Source organism: Streptomyces aureus, assembly GCF_000725495.1.
GTDB lineage: Bacteria > Actinomycetota > Actinomycetes > Streptomycetales > Streptomycetaceae > Streptomyces > Streptomyces aureus_B.
In genome coordinates this window covers 44,102-61,878 of the sequence record NZ_JNZD01000034.1, presented here as the reverse complement: position 1 = coordinate 61,878, position 17,777 = coordinate 44,102, and the positions used below count along the sequence as shown (strand labels likewise).

Annotated in this window: 14 protein-coding genes and 1 tRNA gene; 5 read left to right on the top strand and 10 right to left on the bottom strand. The window is 72.2% G+C overall.

The features are described 5' to 3' along the window. Window positions 1-98: 98 nt before the first annotated feature. Window positions 99-1,574, bottom strand: coding sequence for a transcriptional repressor NsdA (locus IO36_RS32265; RefSeq protein ID WP_037625078.1), 1,476 nt, complete (start codon window positions 1,572-1,574; stop codon window positions 99-101). 446 nt (window positions 1,575-2,020) lie between these two features. On the opposite strand from IO36_RS32265, the gene IO36_RS32260 reads away from it, so the two are divergent. Beyond that, window positions 2,021-2,683: a bifunctional DNA primase/polymerase gene (locus IO36_RS32260; protein ID WP_037625076.1), complete on the top strand. Its 663-nt coding sequence runs from the start codon at window positions 2,021-2,023 to the stop codon at window positions 2,681-2,683. Between the two features lie 100 nt (window positions 2,684-2,783). On the opposite strand, the gene ftsY is transcribed toward IO36_RS32260, so the two are convergent. Then, window positions 2,784-3,986, bottom strand: coding sequence for a signal recognition particle-docking protein FtsY (gene ftsY, locus IO36_RS32255; RefSeq protein WP_037625074.1), 1,203 nt, complete (start codon window positions 3,984-3,986; stop codon window positions 2,784-2,786). A 628-nt stretch (window positions 3,987-4,614) separates the two neighbouring features. Between ftsY and IO36_RS32250 the strand changes: the two genes are divergently transcribed. Next, window positions 4,615-5,583 (top strand): LLM class flavin-dependent oxidoreductase, encoded by a 969-nt coding sequence (locus IO36_RS32250; protein ID WP_037625072.1) that lies wholly within the window; start codon window positions 4,615-4,617, stop codon window positions 5,581-5,583. 196 nt (window positions 5,584-5,779) lie between these two features. On the opposite strand, the gene IO36_RS32245 is transcribed toward IO36_RS32250, so the two are convergent. After that, window positions 5,780-7,198, bottom strand: a complete 1,419-nt coding sequence (locus IO36_RS32245; protein WP_037625070.1) for a sugar porter family MFS transporter — start codon at window positions 7,196-7,198, stop codon at window positions 5,780-5,782. A 288-nt stretch (window positions 7,199-7,486) separates the two neighbouring features. Between IO36_RS32245 and IO36_RS32240 the strand changes: the two genes are divergently transcribed. Then, window positions 7,487-7,831, top strand: coding sequence for a DUF4326 domain-containing protein (locus IO36_RS32240; RefSeq protein ID WP_037625068.1), 345 nt, complete (start codon window positions 7,487-7,489; stop codon window positions 7,829-7,831). Between the two features lie 100 nt (window positions 7,832-7,931). Here IO36_RS32240 and IO36_RS32235 read toward each other — a convergent pair whose 3' ends face one another. From IO36_RS32235 to IO36_RS32225, 3 genes are all read right to left on the bottom strand, one after another. Next, window positions 7,932-11,594, bottom strand: a complete 3,663-nt coding sequence (locus IO36_RS32235; RefSeq protein WP_037625066.1) for an AAA family ATPase — start codon at window positions 11,592-11,594, stop codon at window positions 7,932-7,934. A 206-nt stretch (window positions 11,595-11,800) separates the two neighbouring features. Next, the gene (locus IO36_RS32230) at window positions 11,801-12,004 is read right to left on the bottom strand and encodes a hypothetical protein (protein ID WP_028802434.1); all 204 of its coding nucleotides are present in this window, start codon (window positions 12,002-12,004) and stop codon (window positions 11,801-11,803) included. A 381-nt stretch (window positions 12,005-12,385) separates the two neighbouring features. Beyond that, window positions 12,386-12,667 carry an acylphosphatase gene (locus tag IO36_RS32225; protein WP_037625063.1) on the bottom strand — a complete coding sequence of 94 codons (282 nt, stop codon included), beginning with the start codon at window positions 12,665-12,667 and terminating at the stop codon, window positions 12,386-12,388. A gap of 153 nt (window positions 12,668-12,820) precedes the next feature. Here IO36_RS32225 and IO36_RS32220 point away from each other — a divergent pair, with 153 nt between their 5' ends. Continuing rightward, a complete protein-coding gene (locus tag IO36_RS32220) occupies window positions 12,821-13,819 on the top strand; it encodes a CAP domain-containing protein (protein WP_037625061.1) in 999 nt (332 codons plus the stop codon). Between the two features lie 164 nt (window positions 13,820-13,983). Here the strand turns inward: IO36_RS32220 and IO36_RS32215 are convergent. Further along, window positions 13,984-14,058: transfer RNA gene (locus IO36_RS32215), tRNA-Trp, on the bottom strand. A gap of 324 nt (window positions 14,059-14,382) precedes the next feature. Between IO36_RS32215 and IO36_RS32210 the strand changes: the two genes are divergently transcribed. Continuing rightward, a complete protein-coding gene (locus IO36_RS32210; protein WP_037625057.1) occupies window positions 14,383-14,829 on the top strand; it encodes a winged helix-turn-helix transcriptional regulator in 447 nt (148 codons plus the stop codon). 80 nt (window positions 14,830-14,909) lie between these two features. On the opposite strand, the gene mutM is transcribed toward IO36_RS32210, so the two are convergent. The 3 genes from mutM to rpmF all read right to left on the bottom strand — a co-directional run bounded on the left by mutM (window position 14,910) and on the right by rpmF (window position 17,776). Beyond that, complete coding sequence (gene mutM / locus IO36_RS32205) at window positions 14,910-15,770, bottom strand: bifunctional DNA-formamidopyrimidine glycosylase/DNA-(apurinic or apyrimidinic site) lyase (RefSeq protein ID WP_037625056.1); 861 nt, start codon at window positions 15,768-15,770, stop codon at window positions 14,910-14,912. Between the two features lie 946 nt (window positions 15,771-16,716). After that, a complete protein-coding gene (gene rnc, locus IO36_RS32200) occupies window positions 16,717-17,583 on the bottom strand; it encodes a ribonuclease III (RefSeq protein WP_037625054.1) in 867 nt (288 codons plus the stop codon). Window positions 17,584-17,602: 19 nt separating this feature from the next. Beyond that, window positions 17,603-17,776 carry a 50S ribosomal protein L32 gene (rpmF, locus tag IO36_RS32195; protein WP_006139588.1) on the bottom strand — a complete coding sequence of 58 codons (174 nt, stop codon included), beginning with the start codon at window positions 17,774-17,776 and terminating at the stop codon, window positions 17,603-17,605. Window position 17,777 lies beyond the last annotated feature (1 nt).

Here is a 17,777-nt window from a genome sequence, read left to right as displayed (position 1 = left end):
GGCCGTCCGATGACCTGGCATGGGGGAGCCGAGTCGGGCAGTTCTGGACGGCCGGCCGCAGCCGGGGTTCGGGACGGGGCCGCGCCGGCGGCCCGGGTTCAGACCGCCTCTGCGGTCTCGGGCAGGTCGATGGCGAGCTGGTCGGTGAGGTCGATGACCTCGGCGAGGTCCCCGAAGTCGCGGACGGCGGTGTCGACCGTCTTTCGGATACGAGTGTTGACGCGTTCGGAGCGCACTTTCTTGCCGATCCTCAGCGCTTCCCTGGCCAGGACCGCACCCTGCTCGGGCTCGCGCTGCAGCAGGTGCACGGTGGCCATGCCGATCAGGTTCAGCGCGTACGAGCGCTGGTGCTCGGAGTCCTTGCCGAAACGGTCGACCGCCTGCTGCATCAGCGGCTCGGCCATGGAGGCGTACGTGGGGCTGCGCCCGGCGACGTAGGCCAGGTCGCGATAGGAGTGCGAGTTCTCGCCGTACAGCTCGGCCCGGGAGAAGAAGCGGATCCAGTCGGGGTCCGGCTCGTCCCACTCGTCCACGTCGGCGAAGGTGTCCTCGGCCATGCGGACGGCCCGCTTGCACTTCCCTGGCTGGCCCATGTTGGCGTAGGCGCGGGCCTCCATCGCATACAGCATCGACTGGGTGCGCGGACCGGCGCAGTCGCGGCTGCCGTACTGGGCGAGGTGGATGAGCTCCAGCGCGTCCTCGGGCCGCCCGAGGTGGATCATCTGGCGGCTCATGCTGGAGAGAATGTACGAGCCGAGCGGCTTGTCGCCCGCCTCCTTCGAGGCGTGCAGCGCGAGCACGAAGTACTTCTGCGCGGTGGGCTGGAGGCCCACGTCGTAGCTCATCCAGCCCGCCAGTTCGGCCAGTTCGGCGGCGACCTTGAACAACCGCCGCTCGGTGGCGGCGGGCTGGGGTTCCTGGAGGAGGTCGGTCACCTCGTGCAGCTGCCCGACCACGGCCTTGCGGCGCAGTCCGCCGCCGCACTGGGCGTCCCACTGGCGGAACATCACCGTGGTCGACTCCAGGAGGTCCAGCTCCGGCTGGGAGAGCCGGCCGCCGCGCCGTGTGGAGGCCGGCGGTTCGGCGGCCTCGTAGGGCGCCGGGGGCGTGGGGACGAGCCAGCGCTGCATGGGCTCGACGAGGGCCGGGCCCGCGGCGAGCCCGAGCGAGCTGCCGAGGAAGCCGCGGCGCGCCAGCATCAGGTCGCTGCGCGAGTACTCGCTGATCAGCGCGACGGTCTGGGGGCCGGTCCACGGCAGGTCGACACCGGACACGGAGGGTGCCTGGTGGGCGGCGCGCAGACCGAGGTCCTCCACGGCGACGACACAGCCGAACCGCTCCGAGAACAGCTCCGAGAGGATGCGCGGGATCGGCTCGCGCGGGTTCTCCCCGTCCAGCCAGCGGCGCACCCGCGAGGTGTCCGTCGAGATGTGGTTGGCCCCCAACTGGCGGGCCCTGCGGTTCACCTGGCGCGCCAGCTCGCCCTTCGACCAGCCACTGCGCACGAACCACGAGCCGAGAAGCTCGTTGGGGCGCTTGTCAGCGTTCGTCCCGCCTCCGCCGTTGCCGCCCACTGGAACGCCCCCACTCCCCGAGAACACTTGTCGCCGCTCTGCGCCAAGCCCTATCAGAATGCCCGTAAACGCGGCCGCGCGTCCGGTAGTTGCCACCCTTCGAACGGGAACCCGGCTTGCCGTTGGCATACCCACGAGTAAACAAAGCCCCAGGACTCGTGCACTCAAAGTAATCCTACGATCACGCGTCCAACCATGGCGATCCGTGAAACGCCACCATTCGCCACCCCTTCGAATGAACTCCACTTGCCCCGCCCGCGCTTCACTTGACACGGAACGGCCGGGGGAGGGCGGAGAAGCGCACTCCGGGGCGCACCGAGCCGGGCACACCACCCCCTGTACGACAACGCGCCGTCTGAAACGCGAGATACCGGGCAGGCAGGAACAGAGGGTGACAATCCGGTTCCGTCACGTAACCACGGGCGCACCAGACCGTTGGAGGGGGCATGGGCTTCACGATCGGCAGTAGTCGGGCGATGCGCGACATCCGGACCGGTGCTCGTCGCCGCGGCCGTTCGTCGGAGGGCACCGCCGTCGCCACGTTCACCGGACTCTGGGGATGGGACGTGGTCCCGGGTGCCCGAGCCGCCGCGGGGGCGTGCTCGTGCGGCCGGGCCGACTGCCCGGCGCCGGGCGCGCACCCCCTGGACTTCGCCCCGACGATCCCGGCCGGCACCACGCTGGACGAGGCGACGGGCAGCTGGGCCGGCTTCCCGGGCGCCGCGGTGATGCTGCCGGTGGGCCGGGCCTTCGACGTCATCGAGGTGGCCGAGTCCGCGGGGCGCCGCGCGCTGGTCCGGCTGGAGCGCATGGGCCTGCCGCTCGGTCCCGTCACGGCCACGGCGGACGGCCGCGCCCACTTCTTCGTCTCCCCCGGCTCCGCCGCCGAGGTTCCCGAGCTGCTCTACCGGATGGGCTGGGACGACGCCTCCCTCGACCTGCACGGTCTGGGCCCGGGCACGTACATCACCGCCCCGCCCTCGGACCGCGGGGGGCTCGGCCCGGTCCGCTGGCTCCGCTCCCCCGTCCTGGACTCCGCCACCAAGCCGCCGCCGGCCAGGCTGCTGCTGGGCACCCTCGCGTATGTGGCGCACCGCTCGCGGGCCTGAGGCTCCCGGCGGACCGTACGACGACGAAGCGCCCGCTCCCCCGGCAGCAGTGCCGTGGGGGCGGGCGCTTTCGTCGCACCTGCGCGTTCGCGCGGGTGGTTCAGTCTCCGATCAGGGCGTCGACGAACGCCTCCGGCTCGAACGGCGCCAGGTCGTCCGCGCCCTCTCCGAGGCCCACCAGCTTGACCGGGACGCCCAGCTCTCGCTGCACCGCGACGACGATGCCGCCCTTCGCCGTGCCGTCGAGCTTCGTCAGGACGATGCCGGTGATCTCCACGACCTCGGCGAAGACCCGCGCCTGCACCAGACCGTTCTGCCCGGTGGTCGCGTCGAGGACGAGCAGCACCTCGTCGAGCGGGGCGTGCTTCTCCACGACACGCTTGACCTTGCCGAGCTCGTCCATGAGGCCGGTCTTGGTGTGGAGTCGACCCGCGGTGTCGATGAGGACGACGTCCGCGCCCTCCTCGATGCCCTCCTTGACCGCGTCGAAGGCGATCGAGGCGGGGTCGCCGCCCTCGGGGCCGCGGACGGTACGGGCGCCCACCCGCTCGCCCCAGGTCTGGAGCTGGTCGGCGGCGGCGGCGCGGAAGGTGTCGGCGGCACCGAGAACAACGTTTTTGCCGTCGGCGACGAGGACGCGCGCGAGCTTGCCGGTGGTGGTGGTCTTGCCGGTGCCGTTGACGCCGACGACCATCACGATGCCCGGGGTGTCGAGGGGCGAGTCGGTCTTGACCGCACGGTCGAACTCCGGCACGAGCAGCTGGATCAGCTCCTCGCGCAGCAGGCCGCGCAGCTCGTCCGGCGTCCGGGTGCCGAGCACCTTCACGCGCTCGCGCAGCCGCTCGACCAGTTCCTGGGTGGGCTGCACACCGACGTCGGCGACGAGCAGCGTGTCCTCGATCTCCTCCCAGGTCTCGTCGTCGAGGTGCTCGCGCGAGAGCAGCGTGAGCAGCCCCTTGCCGAGCGCGTTCTGCGAGCGCGAGAGCCGGGTGCGCAGGCGCACCAGGCGGCCGGCGGTCGGCTCCGGGATCTCGATCTGGGGAGCGGCCGGAGGTTCCTCGACGACGACCGACGGGGCGGCCGAGCCGTCGGGGAGATCCACCTCCTCTATCGTGCGGCGCGGCTCTTCGCGCGGCGTCTCGGCCTCGTCGCCGACGTGAGGTTCGGCCGGAGGCGCGGTGATGTCGGGGGCGGCGGGGGGCGGCGGGGGCAGCTGCTTCCGCTTGCGACTGCCGACGACGAGCCCACCGAGCGCGCCGATCACCACCACGGCGATGACTACAGCAAGGATGATGGTTTCCATAACGGGTCCAGTATGCGCGACCCCGCGCCCGGCCAGCCGTTGTCCGCGCGGGCTGCGCGCCCCGCGCCCCGCACCGGCCCGTGCCCGGTCCCCGCACCGACGGAAGGCCCGTGATTCCGGGCCCCCGCCGCCCCGGGAGCCCGGCCGGCGGGACCCCCGCGGCGGCGGCCGCCCACCTGCCGCCACCCGCCGTCGCCTGCCCGCCGCCACCTGCTGTCGCCTGCCTGCCGTCGCCTTTGGCCGGCGCCGCCCCAAGAGTCCGACAAGCGAGGCCCCCGCAGCAGCAGCCGCCGCCCGCCTTCCGCCGCCTGCCTGGGCCTGCCCGCCGGCCGCGAGGCCACCGGCCCGCCGTCGCGCGGGCCCGTGGCGCGCCGTGCGGCCCGACGCAGGTCGCGGGCCCGGGCACAGCCCCCGTTGATGTCCGGCGTGCACGGTCCGCCCGTACCGCACGCTGGTGGGCCCGCCCATGGCGCGGGACAGGGCGGGCACGCCCCTTCGGCGCGGGACAGGGCGGCCGAGAACCCACGGCGCGGGACGGCGGACCCCGTCGCGCAGGGGCGTGTCATGACTCTGGCCGTCTGACGCTCCGTCAGCTAACGTCCCCCTCCACCCACGAAGGGGGCTCCCCATGCCCGTCACGGTCGTGCGCTTCAACCTCGTCGAACCCGACGCCACCCCCGCCTCGCTCGGCGCCCGCTACCGGGCCGCCGTCGAGATGGCCGCGTACGCCGACGACCGCGGGATCACCACGGTGCAGACCGAGGAACACCACGGCGTCGCCAACAACTGGCTGCCCGCGCCGTTCGCGTTCGCGGGCGCGGTCTTCGGGGCCACCCGGCAGGTCGCGGTCACCGTGTCGGCGATCATCGGCCCGCTGCACGACCCGCTGCGGCTCGCCGAGGAGATCGCCGTGCTCGACCTGCTCAGCGGCGGCCGTCTGGTGACCGTGGCCGGCATCGGCTACCGGCCCGAGGAGTACGCGCAGTTCGACGTGGACTGGAAGCGGCGGGGCGAGCTCCAGGACGAGCTCCTGGAGACACTGCTGAAGGCGTGGACCGGCGAGGAGTTCACGTACCGGGGCCGCACGGTACGGGTCACCCCGCGCCCGCTCTCGGACCCGCACCCCCTGCTGCTGGTGGGCGGCTCCTCCCGGGCGGCGGCCCGGCGCGCGGCCCGGCTCGGGCTGCCGTTCTTCCCCAGCGCGCACCTGCCCGAGCTGGAGGCGTACTACAAGGAGCGGCTCGTCGCGTACGGCACCGAGGGCTGGACCATGATGCCCGCGGCCGAGACTCCGTTGCTGCACATCGCGGAGGACCCGGACCGGGCCTGGGCCGAGTACGGCCGTCACTTCCTGCACGAGGCGCGGACGTACGCCTCCTGGCAGTCCGGCGAGATCCGCTCCGCGGTGAAGTCGGCGGCCACGACGGTCAAGGAGCTGCGGGCCGAGGGCGTCTACCGCGTCCTGACGCCCGACCAGTGCGTGGAGCTGGGCCTGGAGAGCCTCGTCCTGCATCCGCTGTCGGGCGGGATGCCCGTGGACGAGGGCTGGCGGAGCCTGCATCTGTTCTGCGAGAGCGTGCTGCCCCGGCTCTCCTGACCTGACGGTCGAACCGGGGCGACACGGCCTCTTCACGAGTACGGGGAGAGGGGCAGCGGGGACTTGGCCTCTCTCCCCGGGTTCCGGGGAGTGCCACCGGCGGCCGTGGGGGACCGCCGGTGACCTGGCGGTCGTGGGGAACCACCGGGGGACACGACGGCCGTGGGGAGCCGCCGGGGTGCGAGGGGACGGGCGGTCAGCCCATCTCCTCCAGCGCCTTGCCCTTCGTCTCCTTGACGAACTTGAGGACGAACGGGATGGAGAGCACGGCGAAGCACGTGTAGATCACGTAGGTGGCGGAGAGGTTCCAGTCGGCCAGCGACGGGAAGCTCGCGGTGATGGCCCAGTTGGCGATCCACTGCGCGGAGGCGGCGACACCGAGCGCGGCGGCGCGGATCCGGTTCGGGAACATCTCGCCGAGGAAGACCCAGACCACGACGCCCCAGGAGAGGGCGAAGAAGAGGACGAAGACGTGCGCGGCGATCAGGGCGACCCAGCCCTGGGTGGCCGGCAGCTTGCCGTCGACCAGGTCGAAGGAGAAGGCCCACGCCTCCAGGCCGAGACCGATGGCCATACCCACCGAGCCGATGAGGGCGAGCGGCTTACGGCCGATGCGGTCGACGAAGATCATGGCGATCACGGTGCCGATGATGTTGATGATCGACGTGGTGAACGAGTAGAAGAACGAGTCCGTCGGGTCGACACCGACCGACTGCCACAGCGTCGAGGAGTAGTAGAACGCGACGTTGATGCCGACGAACTGCTGGAAGACCGAGAGTCCGATACCGATCCAGACGATCGGCAGGAAGAGGAAGCTGCCGCCGAGCAGGTCCTTGAAGGTGGACTTGTGCTCGCGCTTCATGGCCGTCTCGATCTCCTGGACCCGTGCGTCCAGGTCGATCTTGTCGCCCTCGACCTCCTTGAGCACCTCGCGGGCGCGGTCCCTGCGGCCCACCTCGAGCAGGAAGCGCGGGGACTCGGGGATGACGAAGGACAGCAGACCGTAGAGGACGGCCGGGACGACCATGACGCCGAGCATGACCTGCCAGGCCTCGACGCCCAGCAGATGACCGCGCTGGTCGCCGTCGGCGGCCTTCAGGATGGCGTAGTTGACGAGCTGCGAGATGGCGATGCCGACGACGATCGCGGCCTGCTGGAACGAGCCGAGCCGTCCGCGGTAGGCGGGCGGGGAGACCTCGGCGATGTAGGCGGGGCCGATGACGGAGGCCATGCCGATGGCGAACCCGCCGATGATGCGCCAGAAGGCGAGGTCCCACAGGGCGAAGGGCAGCGCCGAGCCGATGGCGCTGACGGTGAACAGGCTCGCGGAGATCTGCATGCAGCGGATGCGTCCGATGCGGTCGGCCATGCGTCCGGCGGCGGCGGCGCCGATGGCGCAGCCGATCAGGGCGATGGCGATGACCTGGGCCAGGGCCGCGGAGCCGATGTCGTAACGGTCCCGGATGGCCTCGACCGCACCGTTGATCACGGCACTGTCGTAGCCGAACAGGAAGCCGCCCATCGCGGCCGCGGCCGCGATGAAGATGACATGCCCGAGATGCTCGGGATGAGCCTGCGTGGCTCCTGGCACAGGTGCCTGCGATGCGCTGGTCACGTAAGACTCCTCGGGCCACCGGCCTCGCTGCCGGGGGTGGGGGGCGAAAGCCTTCGCTGGTGGTTACCAGTGGCGCACAGGTTGGCGCGAGCCACCACCTGAAGGTAAAAGCAACGTCGGAGAGACTATGCCTTCAATTTTCGAAGTCAAACGCGGGGTCTGGTGAACATGAGCAGCACCGCATGAGGTAGTTGTGTTCAAGAGTTGAACATCAAGTGCCCGAATGGGTCCTTCGGTGAAGGTGCCGTTCGCGTTGCCCGCGGCGGCGCGAGCGGGGAGGATCCGGGCATGCCGCAGACCACGGTCGTCAATCTCAAGGGTCACCGCGACGATCCCGCGTACGCCGATGTGGTGTACGTCGGCCGTGCCATGCACCGGGGCGGCTGGCATCTGGCGGGCTCACCGCTCGCGAGCCCCTTCCGTCCGGGCCACGACGGCACCCGGGAGGAGGTCGTCGCGATGTACCGCGCCTACGTGCTGGAGCGCCCGGAGTTGCTGGCCCGGCTGCCGGCGCTGCGCGGGCACCGCCTCGGCTGCTGGTGCGTCCCCGAGCGCTGCCACGCCGAGGTGCTGGCCGAACTCGCCGACGAGGGCGTGGGCGAGGACCTTCCGGCGCCGGACGACGAGGCGTAGGCGGGCGCGGTCCGCGACCGGGGCCCGGGTCGAGGTCGGGGTTGGGGCCGGGACCGCCGGATCCGGACGCCTCCGCGCCCGGCGCCCGGTGCCCCGGCGGTCAGCGCAGCCGCTGGCTGATGACCTTCGAGACGCCGTCGCCCTGCATGGAGACGCCGTACAGCGCGTCGGCGACCTCCATCGTGCGCTTCTGGTGGGTGATCACGATCAGCTGGGAGGCCTCCTGGAGCTCCTGCATGATCCTGATCAGCCGCTGGAGGTTGGTGTCGTCCAGCGCCGCCTCGACCTCGTCCATCACGTAGAACGGGCTGGGGCGCGCCTTGAAGATCGACACGAGGAGCGCGACGGCGGTCAGTGAGCGCTCGCCGCCCGACAGGAGGCTGAGCCGCTTCACCTTCTTGCCCGGCGGCCTGGCCTCCACGTCGACGCCCGTGGTGAGCATGTTGTCGGGGTCGGTCAGGATCAGCCGCCCGTCCCCGCCCGGGAACAGCCGGCTGAAGACGCCCTCGAACTCCCGGGCGGTGTCCCGGTACGCCTCGGTGAAGACCTGCTCGACGCGCTCGTCGACCTCCTTCACCACCTGAAGGAGGTCGGCGCGCGTCTTCTTCAGGTCCTCCAGCTGCTCGCTGAGGAACTTGTGACGCTCCTCCAGCGCGGCGAACTCCTCCAGGGCCAGCGGATTGACCTTGCCGAGCTGCTGGTACGCCCGTTCGGCCGACTTGAGCCGCTTCTCCTGCTCGGCGCGGTGGAAGTGCCGGGGCTGGTTGCGCGGGTGCTCGGGGTCCTCGGGCAGTTCCTCGCCCTCGGCGGGCAGCGACGGCGGCACGAGCTGGTCGGGGCCGTAGTCGGCGACGAGTCCGGCGGGCTCGACGCCGAGCTCCTCCAGCGCCTTCGTCTCCAACTGCTCTATGCGCATCCGCTTCTCGGCACCGAGCACCTCGCCCCGGTGCACCGAGTCGGTGAGCTTGTCGAGCTCCTCCTTGAGGTCGCGGCCCTGGCTCCGCGCGGCGACGAGCTCCTGCTCGCGGCGGGCCTTCGCGGCGTCGGCGGCGGTCCGCTCCTCCTCGGCGCGGGCGAGCGAGATCTCGACGTGCGCGAGGAGCTGCCGCGCGCCGGAGGCGACGGCCGAGGCGACGGCCGCCTCATGACGGAGCCGGGCGCGCCGCTGTTCGGCACGCGCGCGTGCCTCGCGTTCGGCGCGGGCGGCCCGGTCCAGCGAGTCGGCCCGTCCGGCGAGTCCCTTGACCCGCTCCTCGTGCGTACGGACCTGGAGGCGGGCCTCCATCTCCGTCTGGCGGGCGTTGGCGCCGTCCGCGGCGAGCCGGTCCCGCACCGAGGTGTCGGGTTCCTCCTCGACCGGCATCTCCTCGGCCACGGCGAGCCGTTCGGCCAGTTCCTCCGCCTCGGATACGGCCCGGTCGAGCGCGTCCTGGGCGCGGGCGGCGGCCGCGGTGCTCCGCTCGGCCTCGCCCGCGGCGCCGCGGGCCTGCCCGGCCAGCCGGCCGAGCTGCTGCGCGACGGACGACTTCTCCCGCTCGGCGGCCCGCCGCCTCTCCCCCAACTCCTCGACGAGTTCGGCCCGTTCGCCGCGCAGCTCGGCGGCGAGACGCTGTGTCTCGGCGAACTCCTCGCAGCGGACGGTCAGTTCCTCGATCTCGGCGGTCGCCTCGTCCACGGAGGCCTGTACCTCGAGCAGGCTCGGGGCACCGGCGGACCCGCCGTGCGCGAAGTGCGCCCCGAGCAGGTCGCCCTCGGCGGTCACCGCGGTGATCCCGGGCCGCGCGTAGACCAGGTCCTCGGCCTCCTCCAGGGTGCCGACGACGACGATTCCGCGCAGCAACCGCCGTACGGCGGGCATCAGTTCGGCGGGGCCCCGGACCAGCTCGGCGGCGTACGGCGGCCCGTCGGCTCCGTCCCCTGCCGGGCCCTGGTCCTGGTCCGGGCCGTGTCCACGCTCGCGTGCGTGCTCGTGCTCGTACTCGTGGAGGCGTGCGTCCGTGGGGGTGCCGTCCGCCGGTGCGGCAGCGGCGCCGGGTGTCTCGGGAGCCGACGCGAGCAGCAGGGCCGCGCGGCCGGCGTCCTGCTTGCGCAGCAGCCGGATGGCCTCCGCGGCCGCGGCGGGGGTGGCGACCGCGACGGCGTCGGCGGCTGCTCCGAAGGCGGCGGCGAGGGCGACCTCGAAGCCGGGGGTGACCGTCAGCAGTCCGGCGGCGGGGCCGAGCACGCCGGTGAGCCGGTCGGTGGCGCCGAGCAGCGCTCCGGTGCCGTCCTTGCGGCGCAGGCCGAGGGCGAGGGCGTCCCGGCGGGCCTGGGTGGCGGCCCGCTTCCGTTCGGCGGCGGTGGCGGCCTCGCGGGCCGCGCCGAGGGCGGCCTCCGCGTCGGACAGGGCGCGCCGGGCCGCCTCGTGCTGCTCGGCGAGGTCGGCGTCGCCCGCGTCGAGGCCGTCGACCTCGGCCTTCAGCTGCTCGTACTCCTCCTGGGCCGTGAAGGCGCGCTCCTGGGCCTCGTCGCGGGCGGCGGCGAGGCGGTCGATCTCGGCCTGCGCGGAGGCGGCGCGCGAGCGGGCGGCGTTGACCTGGCCGCCGAGGCGGGCGAGACCCTCGCGGCGGTCGGCGATGGCCCGGGCCACGTCCTTGAGGCGGCGCTCCTCGACGGTCAGCTCGCGCTCCAGCTCGGCGCGGTGCGCGACGGTGTCCTCCAGGGCCCGTTCGGCCGCCTCCAGGGCGGCTTCGAGTTCGGCCTCCTGCTCACGGACGCGGACGGCCTCGCGCTCCATGTCCTCGGGGTCGCGGCCGCGCCGTTCCTCGGCGGGCACCGAGGTGGCGCTCTTGACCCGGGCGTCGGCCAGCGACACCGTGCCGCGCACCCGCTCGGCGAGCTGGGAGAGTTCGTACCAGGTCTGCTGCGCGCGCTGCAGGCGCGGGGTGAGCTGCCGGACCTCGTCCTCCAGCAGGGCCTCCCGCTGGAGCGCCTTCCTCAGCTCGGCCTCGGCGGTCTCCTTGCGCTCCTTGAGCGCGGCCTCGTCGGCGATCTCGGACCGGAGCGCCCCGCGCAGCCGGACGAGGTCGTCGGCGAGCAGGCGCAGCCGGGCGTCGCGGAGGTCGGCCTGGATGACGGCGGCGCGGCGTGCCACGGCCGCCTGCCGCCCCAGCGGCTTGAGCTGCCGGCGCAGCTCGTCGGTGAGGTCCTGGACGCGGGCGAGGTTCGCCTGCATGGCGTCCAGCTTCCGCAGCGCCTTCTCCTTGCGCTTGCGGTGCTTGAGGACGCCCGCGGCCTCCTCGATGAAGGCGCGGCGGCCCATGGGGTCGGCGTGCAGGACGGAGTCGAGCTGGCCCTGTCCGACGATGACGTGCATCTCGCGGCCGATGCCGGAGTCGGACAGCAGTTCCTGGATGTCGAGCAGACGGCAGGTGTCGCCGTTGATCTGGTACTCGCTGCCGCCGTTGCGGAACATGATCCGCGTGATGGTGACCTCGGCGTACTCGATGGGCAGCGCCCCGTCGGAGTTGTCGATGGTCAGCGACACCTCGGCACGGCCGAGCGGCGGACGCCCGGTGGTGCCGGCGAAGATGACGTCCTCCATCTTGCCGCCGCGCAGGGACTTGGCCCCCTGTTCGCCCATGACCCAGCTGAGCGCGTCCACGACGTTGGACTTGCCCGAGCCGTTGGGGCCCACGACACAGGTGATGCCCGGCTCGAACCGCAGCGTGGTCGCGGAGGCGAACGACTTGAACCCGCGGAGGGTCAGGGCCTTGAGGTGCACGCCGCCGGACTCTACCTTTCGGGCCGGTCTCACTCCATGAACGCGCGGTTTCGCCCATGAACGCGCAGGGCAGACCAGACGTTGAAGAGGGGGGTACGTGGGGGAAAGAAAGAAGGGACGCCTGCGGGCGTCCCTTGCAAATCTGACAACTGAGCGGTTGATTCGGGCTGCCCAACCACTGCTGTCGTGGTGTGCGGTGGCAGTGATCAGGTGAGCGCAGGCTCCGCCTGGGGTACGTCGATGCTCTCGAGAAGCGAGTCGTGAGAAGCGGCAGCCGCGAGCGCGTCGTTCTCGGCCTGGATCCGTACGAGCTCGGATTCGAGGTCCTGGACGCGCTGCTGGAGCCGTCGCATCTCGGCAATGAGTCGCGGGTCGGAACCGCCGACGTAACCGAGAAGCGCCTTTGCCATGATGGATGGTCCTCCACACTGAGTGACCGACCGAAGCGGTGTGGGTCGTGAGGGAATCGCACCCGCGATGCTTGACACTGCTGATGTCCTGCTGCCGTTCCACATGCCAAACAGCTAAGGTGCGCGGGGCTTTCAGCGTCTCACCAAAAAGTTTGACGGTCAACACGATCACGCCCTGTATCGGCGGGCAACCCACGGTCGCGCGGCGTTCGAGACGGCGGCGCGGCGACTCCGGCGGGGCCCTCAGGGCGTCGGGATCATCGTTATCTCGGGAGCCTGCCACTTCGTGTCCTCGTTGGCAACCACCAGGGAGTTTCCACTACTGACGGGTGCCGGAGGCATACGCCACGCCACCTTCGGCGGGCCTCCCGGGCGTCGTCGTCAGCGGATCGCGAAGCCGTCGTAGATGCCCCGGGGCGTGTCCCAGATCTCAGTGACTCCGTCCACCCGGCCGGGCGTGTCGTCGCCCTGGAGCCAGTCGAGCAGACTCTGGCAACCGGTCCGGGGGCCCTCCGCGACCACCTGGACCCGTCCGTCGTCGAGATTGAGAGCAAAACCACTCAGCCCGCCGATCTCCAGGGCCCTGGCCCGCGTGAACCAGCGGAAACCCACACCTTGGACGCGTCCGCGGACCCAGACGACCAGCCGTGAAACCTCGTTCATGGCTGCACGCTAACCGGACAATGTCTCCTGGAGCACATCCTCCCCTTGCGCCATGCGGTACCGTCCCGACCCAATGAGTCTCATCAGAAACTCACTCTTTCGGGTGAGGATCAGGTGAGGATCGCTGACTCAAGATCGAGGAAGGCCCAACAGATGGGACGCCACCGACGCTCCGACGCCGGCCGCGCCGCCACAGGGCGCGCCACCGGAGTCACAGAAACGAGCGGGACCCACACGGAAAGCTACGGCCCGGAGAACCTGTACGGCTACGCGGCCGTCGCCGATCTCCCGTCCGCCTCCGCGGCCCGCTCGCACCGCAAGCGGAAGGGTCCGAGCCCGGTCAAGACCGGACTGCTCGGCGTCTCGGCGGCCGTGGCCCTCGGCACCGTGGCCGTCGCGGCCGGTGTCGTGCCGGGCAGCGACAACTACGCGCTCGGCGGTGGCAGCAACAACTCCGACACCATCCAGTCCGCGGGCTCGCCCTCGAGCGTCGCCACCCAGCAGGGCGGCACCTCGGGCAGCGCGGACTCCCGCGAGGGAACGTCGACGAGCCGTGGATCCGGGCGCGCGACCACGCCCGCGACGGTCGAGCCCTCGGCCTCCGCCTCGGCGCCGGCCGCTCCGGCGACGACGGCACCGCCGAAGGAGAAGGACAACCAGGGCAAGGGGGCCGGAGCCTCCAAGGAGAAGGAGACGAAGGAGCCCAAGGCTCCGAAGCCTTCGAAGACCGAGACCAAGGCGCCCGTCGCCAAGACCCCGGTGAACGTGTCCGCCGAGGCGGCCGCCGAGGCCGAGGTCCTCAAGCTCGTCAACGACGAGCGCGCCAAGGTCGGTTGCAGCCCGGTGGCCGCGAACAGCGCCCTGACGGACCTGGCCTCCGCGTTCAGCGAGGACATGGCGGCGCGGGACTTCTTCGACCACACCGACCCCAGCGGGCTCACCCCGTGGGACCGTGCGGCGAAGGCTGGGATATCCAGCCTCGGCGGCGAGAACATAGCCCGCGGCCAGGCCGACGCGGCGGCCGTCATGGACGCCTGGATGAACAGCCCCGGCCACAAGGCCAACATCCTGAACTGCGACTTCAAGACGCTCGGCGTCGGAGTCCACTTCGGCGAGGGCGGCCCTTGGTGGACGCAGGACTTCGGCTACTGAGGTAACCGCAGGTCAGAGGGCCGAGCGTCCTCCTGAACCGTGTCCGGGCCGCCGTGGACGGCATCCTCCTCCGTGAGGATGCCGTCCACGGCGGCCCGTCTCCGTTGTGGCCCGCGTCCGTTTCCCGCCGGTTCCCGGCCGAGCGCCCGGACCGGGAAGGAAGGCGGAACCGGCCGGAATCGAACCGGCGTCCTCGCGATTTTGGAGACCGCGCGCGTCGACCTCTGCGCTACGGCTCCGCCCCGCGGGCCATCCTAGGGATCCGGTCCGCAGCCGAGGCGGTGTTCGCGCCGCCCGCGACGCGCGTTCCGTCCGTTGCTGTCGGATCCGCCCGTTCCGCCGGGTCCGTGGGGAGATCTATCTCTCCAAACGGCTGGAGCTCTGGCACCGGGGGGTCCTCGTCCGTCATGGTGCACGTGAACGGCGACATGGCCGACCCGCTCGGGGGGTCGGCCATGTGGCGTTTGAGGGGACGTCCGGCGCGGACCGCCGCCGCCGACAGCCCGCTAACCAGGAGTCAGCGCAACCTTCTGGATGGCGCTGTGGCTGAGTATGCTGGCGTCATGGAATCGTCCGCGCCGATCACGGAGCGCCCCACCGGCGACGAGGGCACGGCGTGCGCGGGCGGCAAGGACCTCCCGTACAACGTGTTCGCCCGCGGGTGTCCGTCCCGGGGCACGCTGGAGCACGTCACCGGCCGCTGGGGCTCCCTCACCCTGGGGGCGCTGCACGACGGCACGGCCCGGTTCAACGAACTGCGCCGCCGCGTGGACGGCGTGAGCGAGAAGATGCTCTCGCAGACCCTGCACGCGCTGGAGCGCGACGGTCTGGTGCACCGTGACGCACGGCCCACGAACCCGCCGCGCGTCGACTACACCCTCACCCCGCTCGGGCGCGAGGTCGCCGAGCGACTGCTGGCCCTCATCGACTTCGTCGAGGGCCGGATGGACGACGTCCTGGCGGCCCGCGAGACCTACGACGAGGCCCGCGAGGCCCGGCCCGGGGCCTAGCCCCCCTCGACCACGGCGACCCGGCACGGGAGCCGCGCCGCCGGACGGGCGCGGAGCGTCCAACCAACGGGCGCGGTGCGTCAGGCGGACGCGCGCGGTGCTCGCTGGCAGCGCGGGCAGAAATAGCTGGAGCGGTTCATCCAGGCCTTGCGGCGCATCGGCGTCCCGCAGCGGCGGCAGGGCTCGCCCTCGCGCCCGTACGCGTCGAGCGAGCGGTCGAAGTAGCCCGACTCGCCGTTGACGTTGACGTACAGGCTGTCGAAGCTGGTGCCGCCGGCGGCGAGGGCGTCGTTCATGACATCGCGGACGTGGCCGAGGAGTTCGGCGGTGCGCGGCCGGGTCATGGTCCCCGCCGGGCGTTCGTAGTGGAGCTTGGAGCGCCACAGCGCCTCGTCCGCGTAGATGTTCCCGACGCCGCTGATCAGCGACTGGTCGAGGAGGGCGCGCTTGAGGGTCGTACGGCGGGCGCGCAACGCGGTGTGGAAGGCGGCGTCGTCGAACAGGGGGTCCAGGGGGTCGCGGGCGATGTGCGCGATGACGTCCGGGAGGCCGTCCGGGGTGTTCTCGTGCAGCGACAGCCCGCCGAAGGTGCGCTGGTCGACGAACCGCAGCTCGGTGCCCTGGTCGTCCTCGAAGCGGACGCGGATGCGCAGGTGCTTCTCCTCCGCCGCGTCCTCGGGCTGTACGAGGAGCTGTCCGCTCATGCCGAGGTGGGCGAGGACGGAGTACGGGGAGTCGTCGAGCGGCAGCCACAGGTACTTGCCGCGGCGCATGGCCTCGCCCACCCGGTGCCCGGCGAGGGCCTTCGCGAAGCCGTCGGGCCCCGCCAAGTGCCGCCGCACGGCGCGCGGATGGCGGACGTCCACCGAGGCGACGACCCGCCCGCTGACCCAGCGCTCCAACCCCCGCCGCACGACTTCGACTTCGGGCAGCTCGGGCACGGGACTCCTCCGGGGAAGCGGCGGGGGCGGACGATGCCGGAAGGGTACATCGCCCCGGACGGCGCCCGCCGAGAAGCACCCTGCCACGCGAGAGCACCCAGGGTTACGAGGCCGGCCCAGGCCCGCCGGGATCCCCGGCACCCTCGCCTGCCGGGAAGCAGGGCCTGTCAAGGAGCGAGCGGCCCCGCGAGAGCACCCACGGCACGAAACCGGCCGGGTCCACCGGGATCCCCGGCACCCTCGCCCGCCGGGAAGGGGGGCCGGACGGGGAGCGGGGCCCGTTGGGGAGCAGCCCACCTCGCGAGAGCACCCACGGCACGAAGCCTGCCCGAACCTTCCGCGGTCCCCGGCACCCTCACCCGCCGGGAAGCGGGCCCGCCGGGGAGCGGAGGCCCGTCCGGGAGCGCACAGCCTCGCGAGAACGCCACGCCACGAAGCCTGCCCGCACCGGCCGCAGTCCCCGGCACCCTCGCCCGCCGGGAAGCGGGCCCGCCGGGGAGCAGCCGGCCTCGCGAGAACGCCCACGCCACGAAGCCTGCCCGGCCTCGCTGGTGTCCCCGGCAAACCCGCCCGGGGCCACCGAGCACCCCCGGCAGGCACCCTGCTCCCCGGCTGCGCCGGGGTCCCCGGCAAACCTGCCGAGCCCGCCAAGCCCGCCGAGCCCGCCGAGCCCGCCGAGCCCGCCGAGCCCGCCGAGCCCGCCGAGCCCGCCGAGGATCCTCGCAAACCCACCCGGGCCCGCCGAACGCTCCGGCAAACCCGCCCGGGGCCCGCCAAGCACCCCGGACAGGTGCCCCGGTCCCCCGGCCCCGCTCAAGGCCCCCGGCCCGGAAAACGCTTCGGACCCCGTCGCGGCGCGTGAGCGTCGGGGCGGGGTCCGGTGGTGCGGGTACTACGGGTGCCGGCCGTGCCGCGGAGGCCGCGGCACTTCAGCCGGCCGAAGGAGTCAGGCCGTGGCCGTGTCGGTCGTCGGCGTCGAGGAGACGTCGGCGGTCTCCTCGCCGTCCTGGGCCGCCTGCTGGGCGGCACGGGCCACCTCTTCGGCGGCCTGGGCCGACTTCGCGCGTTCGTCCGCGGCGGAGTGGATGGCACGCCACGCGGATTCCGCGGCCTGCTGCTCCGCCTCCTTCTTGCTGCGGCCGGTGCCGGTGCCGTACGAGACGCCTCCGACGCGGGCGGCAGCAGTGAAGACCTTCTCGTGGTCCGGGCCGGTCTCCGAGACCAGGTACTCGGGAACCCCGAGCCCCTCGGTCGCGGTGAGCTCCTGGAGACTGGTCTTCCAGTCCAGGCCGGCACCGAGATTCGAGGACTTCTCGATCAGCGGGTCGAAGAGCCGGTGGACGAGTTCGCCCGCCGCTTCCAGCCCCTGGTCGAGATAGACAGCGCCGATCACCGCTTCGAGGGTGTCGGCGAGGATGGACGCCTTGTCCCGGCCTCCCGTGCCTTCCTCGCCCCGGCCGAGCCGGATGAAGGAGCCGAGTTCGAGGCCGCGCCCCACCTCCGCCAGCGCACGAGAATTGACCACCGCGGCCCGCAGCTTGGCCAACTGGCCCTCGGGCAGGTCCGGGTGGGTGCGGTACAGCGTGTCCGTGACCACGAGGCCCAGCACGGAGTCCCCGAGGAACTCCAGACGCTCGTTGGTCGGCAGACCGCCGTTCTCGTACGCGAAGGAACGGTGGGTCAGCGCACGCACCAGAAGGGCGGACTCGAGCTTGTAGCCGAGCCGCCCTTCCAGAAGCGTGTGGGACGAGGCTGTGTTGTCCGCCGGACCGCCCCCGCTCGCGCGGGGAGAGTGCTTCTTGGCGTCAGACATCAGACCTCTCACCAGCCGCTCAGACCTCGAGGACCTGGCGCTTGTTGTAGGTGCCACAGGCCGGGCACGCGATGTGCTGCAGCTTGGGCTCGTGGCAGCGCTCGCACGCAACCAGGGTGGGGACCGCAGCCTTCCACTGCGACCGGCGGTGGCGCGTGTTGCTGCGCGACATCTTCCGCTTCGGAACAGCCACG